This window comes from Actinoplanes utahensis (assembly GCF_016862455.1).
Lineage (GTDB): Bacteria > Actinomycetota > Actinomycetes > Mycobacteriales > Micromonosporaceae > Actinoplanes > Actinoplanes utahensis.
Window position 1 is genome coordinate 1 of the sequence record NZ_BOMZ01000079.1, and the last position, 12,569, is coordinate 12,569.

General features: G+C 75.0%; 5 protein-coding genes. All 5 read left to right on the forward strand.

Translation table 11 applies throughout. From position 1 onward, the window contains the following. A partial coding sequence (locus Aut01nite_RS26815; RefSeq protein ID WP_239124615.1) for a condensation domain-containing protein occupies positions 1–1,900 on the forward strand: 1,900 nt, incomplete at its 5' end. Further along, positions 1,897–8,973, forward strand: coding sequence for a non-ribosomal peptide synthetase (locus Aut01nite_RS26820; RefSeq protein WP_052163433.1), 7,077 nt, complete (start codon positions 1,897–1,899; stop codon positions 8,971–8,973). The genes Aut01nite_RS26815 and Aut01nite_RS26820, both read left to right, overlap by 4 nt. Before the next feature lie 5 nt (positions 8,974–8,978). Next, the gene (locus Aut01nite_RS26825) at positions 8,979–9,209 is read left to right on the forward strand and encodes an MbtH family protein (protein ID WP_043523701.1); all 231 of its coding nucleotides are present in this window, start codon (positions 8,979–8,981) and stop codon (positions 9,207–9,209) included. A gap of 63 nt (positions 9,210–9,272) precedes the next feature. Beyond that, complete coding sequence (locus Aut01nite_RS26830; RefSeq protein ID WP_052163432.1) at positions 9,273–11,699, forward strand: penicillin acylase family protein; 2,427 nt, start codon at positions 9,273–9,275, stop codon at positions 11,697–11,699. 25 nt (positions 11,700–11,724) lie between these two features. Continuing rightward, positions 11,725–12,525, forward strand: a complete 801-nt coding sequence (locus Aut01nite_RS26835; RefSeq protein ID WP_043523700.1) for an alpha/beta fold hydrolase — start codon at positions 11,725–11,727, stop codon at positions 12,523–12,525. Positions 12,526–12,569: the final 44 nt, after the last annotated feature.

Sequence of the window (12,569 nt, forward strand, 5' to 3'; positions counted from 1 at the left end):
CCGGCGCCTGGTCGCCTACGTGATCCCGGAGCCCGGCGAGGCCGTCGACCCGGCGACCCTGCGGTCCTCCGTGGCCGACGTGCTGCCGGCCTACATGGTCCCGTCCGCGGTCGTGACCCTGACCGACTTCCCGCTGTCGGCGAACCAGAAGGTCGACCGGCGCGCCCTGCCGGCCCCCGACTACCAGGAGCAGTCGGCCGGCGGCCGGGCCCCGCGCAACCCGCGCGAACAACTGCTGAGCGACCTGTTCGCCGAGGTGCTCGGACTGGAGAAAGTGAGCATCGACGACAACTTCTTCACCCTCGGCGGCGACAGCATCATCTCCATCCAGCTCGCCAGCCGGGCCCGCCGGGCCGGCCTCGCCTTCTCCGCCAAGGACGTCTTCCAGAACCAGACCGTCGCCGAACTCGCCGCGGTGGCCGGCCGGACCGCCGACGAACACGGCGAGGAGGACGGCGCCGGCGTCGGCGACCTGCCGATGACCCCGATCGTCGGCTGGCTCGCCGAGATGCGCGGCCCGGTCGACGGATTCCACCAGTTCCGGTTCCTGCGGACCCCCGCCGGCGCCCGCCACGACCAGATCGCCGCCACCCTCCAGGCCCTGCTCGACCACCACGACGCCCTGCGGCTGCGGGCGGTCGGCGCACCCGGCGCCGACTGGTCGCTGAGCGTCACCCCGCCCGGATCGGTGACGGCCGCCGACCGGCTCGCCCACGTGGACGTGTCCGGCCTGGACGACACGGCGTACGCCGACCGGGTCCGCGCCGAGTCCACCGCCGCCCGGGACCGGCTCGGCGTCGGCGGTGACCTGGTCCACGCGGTGTTCTTCGACCGCGGCCCGGACCGGGCCGGCCGGCTGCTGCTCTACATCCACCACCTGGCGGTCGACGCGGTGTCCTGGCGGATCCTGCTGCCCGACCTCACCGAGGCGTGGGCCGCGGTCGCCGGCGGCCGCCCGGTCCGGCTCGCCCCGGTCGGCACCTCGCTGCGGAGCTGGGCCAAGCGGCTGCACGAGTGGAGCCGGCTGCCCCAGCGGCAGGCCGACTTCGCCGGCTGGTCCGCGGTGCTCGGCGAACCGGAGGCCCCGCTCGGCGGCCGCCCGCTCGACCCGGCCCGGGACACCGCCGGCACCGCCGGCAGCCTCACCGTGCGGCTGCCCGCCGACCTCACCGCGGCGGTGCTCGACGAGGTCACCTCGACGTTCCACGCCGACGTGGTCCACGTGCTGCTGGCCGGTCTGGCGGTCGCCCTCGACGGCGCCGGCCTGGCCGGGCCCAAGGGGGTCCTGGTCGACCTGGAGAGCCACGGCCGCGCCGAGGAGGTGATCGACGGCGTCGACCTGAGCCGGACCGTCGGCTGGTTCACCTCGATGTACCCGGTGCGGTTGCCGGCCGGGTCCGCCGACATCGTGCTCAAGGGCGTCAAGGAGAACCTGCGCCGGATCACCGACCTGGGTCTCAGCTACGGCGCCCTGCGCTACCTGGACCGGCGGTCCGGGGCGGTGCTGGCCACGGCGGGACACGCCCAGATCGGGCTCAACCACCTGGGCCGGGCCCCGGCCTCGGGCACGGCCGGTGGCGACTGGACGCCGGCGTTCGACGTTCCCGGCGTCGGCGCGCAGGACCCGGCGTTGCCGCTGCCGCACGCGCTGGACGTCGGCACGATCATCCGCGACACCCCGGACGGGCCGTGCCTGGAGAGCACCTGGGTGTGGCCGCGGGAACTGCTGACCGAGGAGCAGGTCCGGGCGATCGCGGCCGCCTGGTCCGCCGCGCTGGCCGAACTGGTCGCGCACGCCGAGACCGAGGGCGGCGGCTTCAGCCCGTCCGACGTCGAACTGGCCGGCCTGAGCCAGGACGAGATCGACCTGATCGAAGCCGAATGGGGGACGGACGAATGACGAGGGCCGCGCTCGACGACCTGCTGCCGCTCACGCCGCTGCAGGAGGGCATGCTCTTCCACAACGTGTACGACGAGTCCGCGCTGGACTTCTACGCCGCGCAACTCGTCGTCGACCTGGACGGCGACCTCGACCAGGACGCCCTGCGGGCCGCCGGGCAGGCGCTGCTGGACCGGCACCCGAACCTGCGCGCCGGGTTCCGGCACGAGGGCCTGAGCCGCCCGGTGCAGATGATCCCGAAGAAGGTCCGGCTGCCGCTGGCCGTGCACGACCTGGCCGGGCAGCCGGAGGACGAGCGGGAGGCGGCCGCCGCGCGGATCGTGGCGGCCGACCGGACCACCCGGTTCCGCCTCGACCGGCCGCCGCTGGTCCGGCTCACCCTGGTCCGGCTCGGTGAGCGGCGGCACCGGCTGGCGCTCACCCTGCACCACATACTCGCCGACGGCTGGTCCACCGGTGTGCTCTGGCGGGACCTGCTCGCCCTCTACGAACGGCGCGGCGACCCGGCCGGCCTGCCGCCGGTGGCGCCGTACCGCTCGTACCTGGCCTGGCTGAAGAAGCAGGACCCGGAGGCCGCCCGCACCGCGTGGCGGGAGGCGCTCGCCGGGCTGGACGGGCCGACCCTGGTCGCCCCGCACGACACCGGGGCCGCCGAGCTGCCCGCCCAGGTGCGCCGGGTGCTGCCCGAGGACACCACCACCCGGCTCACCCGCTGGTGCCGTGCGCACGGGGTCACCCTCAGCACCGCCGTGCAGACCGCGTGGGTGCTGGTCCTCGGCCGGTTGACCGGCCGCGACGACGTGGTCACCGGGATCACCGTGTCCGGCCGGCCCGCCGACGTGCCGGGCGTGGAGACGATGGTCGGGCTGTTCATCAACACCGTTCCGCTGCGGGTCCGGCTGCGCGACGACGAGACCGTCGGGGAACTGGCGCGGCGGGTGCAGCTGGAGAGCCTGGACCTGCTGCCCTACCACCACCTCGGCCTGGCCGAGATCCAGGGACTCGGCGGGCACCAGCGGCTCTTCGACGCGCCGACGGTCTTCGAGAACCACCCCGGCGGGCGGGCGCCCGGCTCGGCGGCGCCGCGGGAGAGCGGCCTGCGGGCCAGCCGGGTCCGCGGCCACGACAGCACCCACTATCCGCTCGCTCTCGTCGCCGCGCCCGGGCCCGGTCTGGTGCTGCGCGTCGACCACCGGCCCGCGGCGGTCGACCCGGACAGCGCGCGCCGGATCCTGGACCGGGTCGCCCGGGTCCTGGAGCTGCTCGCCGACGCGCCCGGCACCCCGGTGTCGGACGCGGACCTGCTCGAACCGGGGGAACGGGACCGGCTGCTGGAGTGGTCCACCGGCCCGGCGGCGCCGGCCGCGGCGACCCTGCCCGCGTTGTTCGAGGAGCGGGTGGCCCGTACCCCCGACGCCGTCGCCGTCGTCGACGACGGCGGATCGGTGACGTTCGCCGAGCTCAACCGGCGGGCCAACCGGCTCGCCCACCGCCTGATCACGCGGGGCGCCGGGCCGGAGAGCCTGGTCGCGGTGCTGCTCGGCCGGGACGCCCGGCTGCCCGCCACGCTGCTCGCGGTGGTCAAGGCCGGCGCGGCGTACCTGCCGCTCGACCCGGCGCACCCGCCGGCCCGGATCGCCGCGCTGATCGCCGCGGCACAGCCGTCCTGCCTGATCACCACCGGCGACATCGCCGCTCCCGAGGGCGTCCCGGTGCTGCTGCTGGACGACGGTCCCGCCGGCGACGGGCCGGACCACGACCCGGTGGACGCCGACCGGCACGCGCCGCTGAGCCCGGCCCACCCGGCGTACGTCATCCACACCTCCGGCTCGACCGGTAAGCCCAAGGGCGTCCTGGTCACCCACCAGGGCCTGGCCGCGCTGGTGGCCGGGCAGGAGCGGGTCTTCGCCACCGGGCCCGGCCGGCGGGTGCTGCAGTTCGCGGCGCTCAGCTTCGACGCGACCAGCTCCGAACTGTGGGTCACCCTGGTCTCCGGCGCCACCCTGGTGCTGACCGCGGGGGAGCGGATGCTGCCCGGCGAGCCGCTCGCCGCGCTGCTCGCCGAACGCGCCGTCGACTGTGTCACGCTGCCGCCGACCGCCCTCGCCATGCTTCCCGACGACGCCCTGCCCGCCGGGGCGACCCTGGTCGTGGCCGGGGAGCCGTGCCCGCCCGCGCTGGTCGCGAAGTGGGCGCCGGGCCGGCGGATGATCAACGCGTACGGGCCGACCGAGAACACCGTGTGCGCCACCATGAGCGACCCGCTCACCGGCGAGGCGGGCGTCCCGCCGATCGGGCGGCCGATCGACGGCACCCGGGCGTACGTCCTCGACGACCGGCTCGCTCTGGCCGCCACCGGGGTCGCCGGGGAGCTGTACCTGGCCGGGCCGGGACTGGCCCGCGGCTACGTGGACCGGCCCGACCTGACCGCGGAACGGTTCACCGCCGACCCGTACGGCCCGTCCGGCGCCCGGATGTACCGCACCGGCGACCGCGCCCGCTGGCGTGCCGACGGCCGCCTCGACTTCCTCGGCCGCGCCGACGACCAGGTGAAGATCCGCGGCTTCCGGATCGAGCCGGCCGAGATCGAGACGGCGCTCGGCGAGCACGCCGACGTGGCGCAGGCCGCGGTGATCGCCCGCGCCGAGCCGGACGGCGGGAAACGGCTCGTCGCGTACGTGGTCCTGCGTGACGGCGCGAACCACCCGGACCTGCGCGCCCACCTCGCCGAGCGGCTGCCCGCGCACATGATCCCCGGCGCCGTGGTGACCCTGGACGCGATGCCGGTGACCCCCAACGGCAAGGTCGACACCCGCGCGCTGCCCGAACCCGAGCAGAACGGCGCGGCCGGCGGCCGGCCGCCGCGCGACCCGCGCGAGGAGATCCTGTGCGGCCTGTTCGCCGAGGTTCTCGGCGTCGCCCGGGTCGGCATCGACGATGACTTCTTCGCCCTCGGCGGGCATTCGCTGCTCGCCACCAAACTGGCCGGCCGGATCCGCGCGGCCCTCGGTGTGGAGCTCGCGGTGCGCCGGCTGTTCGACGCGCCGACCGTGGCCGCGCTCGCCGGCGTCCTCGACGACGGTCTGGAGCGGCGCCCGCCGGTCCGGGCGTTCCGGCCCCGGCCGGAACGGCTCCCGCTGTCCGCCGCCCAACGCCGGCTGTGGTTCCTCAACCAGGTGGAGGGGCCCAGCCCCACCTACAACGTGCCGATGCCGATCCGGCTGCGCGGCGCCCTCGACGTCGGCGCGCTGCGCGCCGCGCTGGCCGACGTGACCGAACGGCACGAGACGCTGCGGACCGTGTTCGCCGAGGACGACGAGGGCCCCCGGCAGATCGTGCTGGACGGCGCCGCCCCCGACTTCGCGATCGTCGAGGTGGCCCCGGACGGTGTCGCCGCCGCGATCGCCGAGGTCGCCGGGCACCGCTTCGACCTGGCCGCGGGCGCCCCGCCGTTCCGGGCGCGGCTGCTGACGCTCGGCGGCGACGACTACGTGCTGGTGCTGGTGGTGCACCACGTGGCCACCGACGGCTGGTCGATGCCGCTGCTGGCGGGTGACCTGACCCGGGCGTACGCGGCCCGCCGGGACGGAACCGCACCGCGGTGGCCGGAGCTGCCGGTGAGCTACGCCGACTACGCCCTGTGGCAGCGCGACGTCCTCGGCGAGGAGGTCCTGGACCGGCAGATCCGGCACTGGACCGAGGCCCTCGCCGGGCTGCCGGTGGAGTTGCCGCTGCCGGTGGACCGGCCCCGTCCCGCGGTCGGGACGCAGCGCGGCGGCGAGGTCACCTTCGAGGTGCCGGCGGCCCTGCACACCGCCCTCGCCGGGCTGGCCCGGGGCCGCCGGGCCACCCTGTTCATGGTGCTGCAGGCGGCGGTCGCCGGTCTGCTGTCCCGGCTCGGCGGCGGCGCCGACATCCCGATCGGCACCCCGGTCGCCGGCCGGCCCGACGCGGCCCTGGAGGGGCTGGTCGGTTTCTTCGTCAACACGCTCGTGCTGCGGACCGACGTGTCCGGCGATCCGGCCTTCAGCGACCTGGTCAGCCGGGTCCGGGAGACCGACCTGGCCGCGTACGCCCATCAGGACGTCCCGTTCGAGCGGCTGGTCGAGGCGCTGAACCCGCCCCGGTCGCTGTCCCGGCACCCGCTGTTCCAGGTGATGCTGTCGCTGAACAACACCGAACCGCCGCTGGCCGGCGCGCCGTCGTCCGGCCTGACCGTGGAACGGGAACGGGTCACCCTGACCACCGCCAAGTTCGACCTGCTGTTCTCGTTCGCCGAGCGCACCGGCACGGACGGGCAGCCGCTCGGCATCCAGGGCGCCGTGCAGTACAGCGCCGACCTGTTCGACGCCGGCACCGCCCGGAGCCTGGCGAACCGGCTGCTGCGCCTGCTCACCGCCGCCGCGACCGACCCGAAGACCCGGCTCAGCCGTCTCGACGTCCTGGACGCCGCGGAACGCGACCGGGTGCTGCGCGGCTGGAACGGCGCGGACCGGCCGGGCGACGGCCGGGGCCTGGCTCAGCGGCTGGCCGATCAGGTCGCGGCCTCCCCGGACGCCATCGCGGTGCGGTACGGCGACGAGGCGCTCACCTACCGCGAGCTGGACGGGGCGGCGGCCCGGCTGGCGGGATCGCTCGCCGCCCGCGGCGCCGCCCGGGACAGCGTCGTCGCGGTCGCCCTGCCCCGATCGGTGGACCAGGCGGTCGCGTTCTGCGCCACCGTCCGGGCCGGCGTGACCTATCTGCCGATCGACCTGAAACTGCCGGCCGACCGGATCGCCGCCGTGCTGGCCGCCGCGAAGCCGTCGGTCCTGATCATCGGCGGCGATCCGGAGCCGTGGGCGGTGGCCCACCCGGTGCTGCGCCTCGGCGACCCCGCCCCGGCGGGCCCCGCCGCGTTCGCCCCGGCGCATCCGGACACCGGCCTCTACCTGCTCTTCACCTCCGGCTCCACCGGCACGCCGAAGGGCGTCGTGGTGCCGCACCGGACCATCCTCAACCTGCTCGACTGGCAGCGCGACACGCTGCCGTCCGAGCCGGGCCGGATCACCGCCCAGTTCGCGCCGACCGGCTTCGACGTGTCCGTGCAGGAGACGTTCCACGCTCTGACCACCGGCGCCACCCTGGAGATCTGCCCGGAGGAGGTACGCCGGGACGGCCCGGCGCTGGTCCGCTGGCTCGACGCCACCGGGGTGAACGAGCTGTTCGCCGCGAACCTGGTGGTCGAGGCCGTCGCCGAGAACGCCGCCGCCGCCGGGCTCACCCTGCCCGCCCTGACCGACGTCGTCCAGGCCGGTGAGGCGCTGCGGCCGTCCGGCGCGACCCGCGCCTTCTTCGCCGCGGTGCCCGGGCGGTGGCTGCACAACCAGTACGGCCCCACCGAGTCGCACGTGGTCACCGGCACGGTCCTGGACGCGGACCCGGCCGGGTGGCCGGCCCGGCCCGGCATCGGCCGGCCGGTGCACAACACCCGGGTGTACGTGCTGGACGCGAGCCTGCGGCCGGTGCCGCCGGGCATCACCGGTGAGCTGTACCTGGCCGGCGACGCCCTGGCCCGCGGGTACGCCGGCCGGGCCGACCTGACCGCGGAACGGTTCACCGCCTGCCCGTACGGGCCGCCGGGGGAGCGCATGTACCGCACCGGCGACCTGGTCCGCTGGACCCCGCGGGGCGAGCTGGACTATCTGGGCCGGGCCGACAGCCAGGTGAAGATCCGCGGCTTCCGGGTGGAGCCGGGCGAGGTCGAGGTGGCGCTCGCCGGGCATCCCGGGGTGAGCCGGGCCGCGGTGCTGGCGCACGACGGGGCCCTGGTGGCGTACGTGGTGCCCGCCCCCGGCGCGGATCGGCGGGACTGGGCGGAGCACCTCGGCAGGCTGCTGCCGGACCACATGGTGCCCGCCCACTTCGTGGCGCTGGACGTCCTGCCGGTCACCGCGAACGGCAAACTCGACCGGGCCGCGCTGCCCGCCGTCGACACCACCGGGCCGCGCCGCCTGCCGCGTACCCCGCAGGAGGAGACCCTCAGCGAGCTGTTCGGCGAGTTGCTGGGCCGGCCGCCGGCCGGGGTGGACGACGACTTCTTCCGGCTCGGCGGCCACTCGTTCCTGGCCACCCGCCTGGTCCGGCGGATCCGTGAGACGTTCGGCGTCGACCTGTCGGTTCGCAGCGTCTTCGAGGCGCCCACCGTCGCCGCGCTCGCCCGCGAACTCGGCTCGGACGCCGACCGGGACGCGTTCGGCGTGATCCTGCCGCTGCGCCGGACCGGTGACCGGCCGCCGCTGTTCTGCGTGCACCCGGCGTCCGGGACCAGCTGGAGTTACGCCGGGCTGATGGCGCACCTGCCCCCGGAGCACCCGCTGTACGGGGTGCAGGCGCGCGGCCTGGGCGCGGAGCCGGCCACCCTGCCGGCGTCGGTGGAGCAGATGGCGGCCGACTACGCCGACGAGGTGCAGGCCGCCTACCCGGACGGGCCGTACCGGCTGCTCGGCTGGTCGTTCGGCGGCCTGGTGGCGCACGCCGCCGCGGTCGAGCTGCAGCGGCGGGGCGCCACGGTGGACCGGTTGATCATCGTGGACGCGTACCCGAACCCGGCGGAGGCGCTGCCGGACCGTACCGACGAGGAGATCATCGCGGCGCTGCTGCCGGACGACTTCGCGTACGACCCGGGGGAGCTGGCCGCCGACCGGGACGCCGTGCTGACCCGGTACGCCGAGCACCTGGACCGCACCGGCCACCGGCTCGCCGGGCTGGGCGCGCAGGGCCTCAAGGACAGCATGCGGGTCTACCTGAACAACTCCCGGATCATGGCCGGTTATCGGCCCGAGCCGTTCCTGGGTGACCTGCTGTTCTTCACCGGTGCGTTGAAATCCGAGGCCGCGGCCGGTCGCGACGAATTCACCGCGGCCGCCTGGCAGCCCCATATTAAGGGAGAAATTGAGAACCATGACATCGACGCCAGCCACGATAAAATGTTGAGTGATCCGTCATCGGTCGCGGCGATCGGGCGAGTCGTCGCCGTCTCCCTGAATGATTCCGAGACCGAATTCACGGGCATTTCCGATCTGAGGAGTTGAGCGCGGTGAGCACCAATCCGTTCGAGGACGAAGACGGCACCTACCTCGTGCTGGTCAACGACGAGGGGCAGCACTCGCTGTGGCCGTCGTTCGCCGAGACGCCGGCCGGCTGGACCGTGGCGGTGCCCGAGACCGACCGCAAGTCGGCTCTGGACTACATCAACGAGAACTGGACCGACATGCGGCCGAAGAGCCTGATCGCGGCGATGGAGGCCGACGCTCTGGCGCGGGCCTGACGCCCGCCGTCCCCGCCCGCCGCCCGGCGGGCGGGGCCCGACCCCTCAAGGGAGACCGCTTCCGTGGCCCGTCCGTTCACCCTGCCCGGCCGCCGCCTCCCCGCGGCGGCCGTGCTGTTCCTGCTCGCCGCGCTGCCCTGGGTGGCGACACCCGCCGCCGCGTCCGGCGCCGACCGTCCGCACGCCGTCGTCCGCTACACCGAGTACGGTGTCCCGCACATTCTCGCCGCCGACCACCGTGGCCTCGGATACGGCTACGGATATGCCGTCGCGCGGGACAACATCTGCATTCTCGCCGACAGTTATGTCACCGTCTCGGCGCAGCGATCGCTGTTCCACGGCCCGGCCGCGCCGACCCGTTCCGATTTCGGCCGGGTCACCACCGCGCTGAACAGCGACCTGTATTTCCAGAACCTCAACGACAGCGGTGTGGTGGAACGGCTGATGAGCCTGCCCGCGCCGCTGGGCCCGGAGCGCGAGGTCACCGACATGGTGCGCGGCTACGTCACCGGGTACAACCGCTACCTGCGCGACACCGGGGTGGACGCCCTCACCGACCCGGCCTGCCGGGGCGCCGACTGGGTGCGGCCGATCACCGAGCTCGACGTGTTCCGTGCCATGCACGCCTTCGTGATCGGCTCCGGCAGCGGCTCGGTGATCGACGGCCTGGTCACCCCGCAGCCGCCGGCCGGCCCGGTCCCGCCGACGGCCACCCCCGCGGTGTCGGCCGAGCAGGCCCGCACCGTGCGTGACAGCGGCGCCGACCGGGGCAGCAACGCCGTCGCCGCCGGGCGGGACGGCACCTCCGGGGCGCGCAGCGTGCTGCTCGGCAACCCGCACTACGGCTGGTCCGGGGTGGCCCGGTTCTGGCAGAGCCAGCTCACCATCCCGGGACGGCTCAACGTCTCCGGCGCCGGGCTGCTCGGCTTCCCGGCCGTGCTGATCGGCCACAACCGCGACGTGGCCTGGTCCCACACGGTGTCCACACCCACCACGTACGGCCTGTTCGAGCTGACCACCGACCCCGCCGACCCGACCCGGTACCTGCGCGACGGCGTGTCCACGCCGATGACCTCCCGGACCGTCACGGTGCGGGCGAAGCAGGCGGACGGCTCGGTCACCCCGGTCTCCCGGACGCTGTGGTCGACCGAACTGGGCCCGGTGATCGGCGCGATCCCCGGCGTCACCCTGCCGTGGGGCGCCACCGTGCACGTCTTCCGGGACGCCAACGCGGGCAACCTGCGGATGCTGAACACCTGGTTCGGGTTCGGCGCCGCCCGTAGCACGTCCGAGGTGGACCAGGTGCTGCGCCGCACCCAGGGCGTCCCGTGGCTCAACACCGTCGCGTCCGACCGTGCCGGGAACGCGTACTACAGCGGCATCCAGGTGGTCCCGCACGTCACCGACGAGCGGCTCGCCGCGTGCAGCACCGCGCTGGGGCAGCAGCTGTTCCGGATCAACGGGACGCCGGTGCTGGACGGCAGCCGCGCCGCGTGTGCCTGGGGCACCGACCCGGACGCGGTGGAGAGCGGCCTGTTCGGGCCGTCCCGGCTGCCCACCCTGACCCGGGCCGACTACGTCGCCAACGCCAACGACAGCGCCTGGCTGACCAACCCGGCCCAGCCGCTGACCGGCTACCCGGCGGTCCTCGGCGCGGCCGGCACCCAGCGGTCGGCGCGGACCCAGCAGACCATCGTGTCGGCGCAGCGGCGGCTGGCGGGCGCCGACGGCCTGCCCGGCGCCGGGTTCTCCCTGGACACCATGAGCCGGGTGCTGTTCTCCGACGACAGCCGGGTCGCCGAGCTCACCGCCGCGGACGCCGCCGCCATGTGCGCCGCGTTCCCGGACGGTGTCGCCGCCGGCGCAGCCGGGCCGGTCGACGTCACGGAGGCGTGCCCGGTGCTGGCCGCCTGGGATCGTTCGTTCCGCCTCGACAGCCGCGGATCGCTGCTGTTCGCCCGGTTCGCCACCCGCCTCGGCGCGGTGCCCGGCGGGCCGTGGGCCACCCCGTTCGACCCGGCCGACCCGATCGGCACGCCGGCCGGGCTGGCCACCGCCAAACCGGCGGTGCAGCGGGCGTTCGCCGACGCGGTCGCCGAACTGCGGTCGGCGGGCATCGCGCTGGACGCGCCGCTCGGCGACCACCAGAGCGTCACCCGCGCCGGCGAGACGATCCCGGTGCACGGCGCGCCGCACGCGCTGGGCGTGCTCAACGTGATCACCCCGACGTGGCGGGCCGGCGCGGGCAACGTCGACGTCGTCCACGGCTCCAGCTTCATCCAGGTGGTGGAGTTCGGCGCGACCGGCGCGCCGCGGGCCCGCACCCTGCTGACGTACTCCCAGTCGGCCGACCCCACCTCCCCGCACCACGCCGACCAGACCCGGCTGTTCTCCCGCTCCACGTGGGTGACCAGCCGCTTCACCGAGCGCGAGATCGCGGCGTCGCCGGTGCTGAGCCAGATCAGACTGACCGAGCGAGCGCCGCGGTGAGCCCGCGGCGTGGAAGGAGTGCGCCATGCCGATGCTGACCGCCGCCGACGCCGTGATCCCGTACGAGGACCGGGGCGCCGGTGAGCCGATCGTGCTCATCATGGGGTCGGCGGCATCCGGCCGGGCGTGGCACCTGCACCAGGTGCCCGCCCTGGTCGCCGCCGGCCACCGGGTGGTGACCTTCGACAATCGGGGGATGCGCGCCGGCGACACCGGCACGCCGTTCACCATCGACGACCTGGTCGCCGACACGGTGGCGCTGATCGAACAGCTGGACCTCGGGCCCTGCCGGGTGGTCGGGACGTCGATGGGCTCGTACGTCGCCGCGGAACTCGCGCTGGCCCGCCCCGAGCTGCTGCGGCAGGTCGTGCTGATGGCGGCGCGGGCGCGCAGCGACGAGATGCGGATCGCGCTGTCGAAGGGGGAGCGGCTGCTGGCCGACTCCGGTCTGGAACTGCCGCCCGAGTACCGGGCGGCGGTCCGGGCCCTGCAGACGCTGTCGCCGCGCACCCTCGACGACGAGCGGGCCGTCCGGGACTGGCTCGACCTGTTCGAGCTGTCGCCGGAGACCGGGCCGGGCGTGCGCGCACAGGCCCGGCTGGAGCCGATGCCGGACCGCCGGGCCGCGTACGCCGGGATCACCGTGCCGTGCCATGTCCTGTCCTTCGCCGACGACCTGATCACTCCGCCGTCGCACGGCCGGGAGCTGGCCGCGGCCATTCCCGGCGCCACGTACGAGGTGATCGCCGAGGCCGGCCACTACGGCTACCTGGAGCAGCCCGACCTGGTCAACCAGAGCCTGCTCCGGACCTTCACCACCTCCTGACACACCGCGTGTGGAGTTCGGCCGCTGTCCGCGCCCGAACTCCA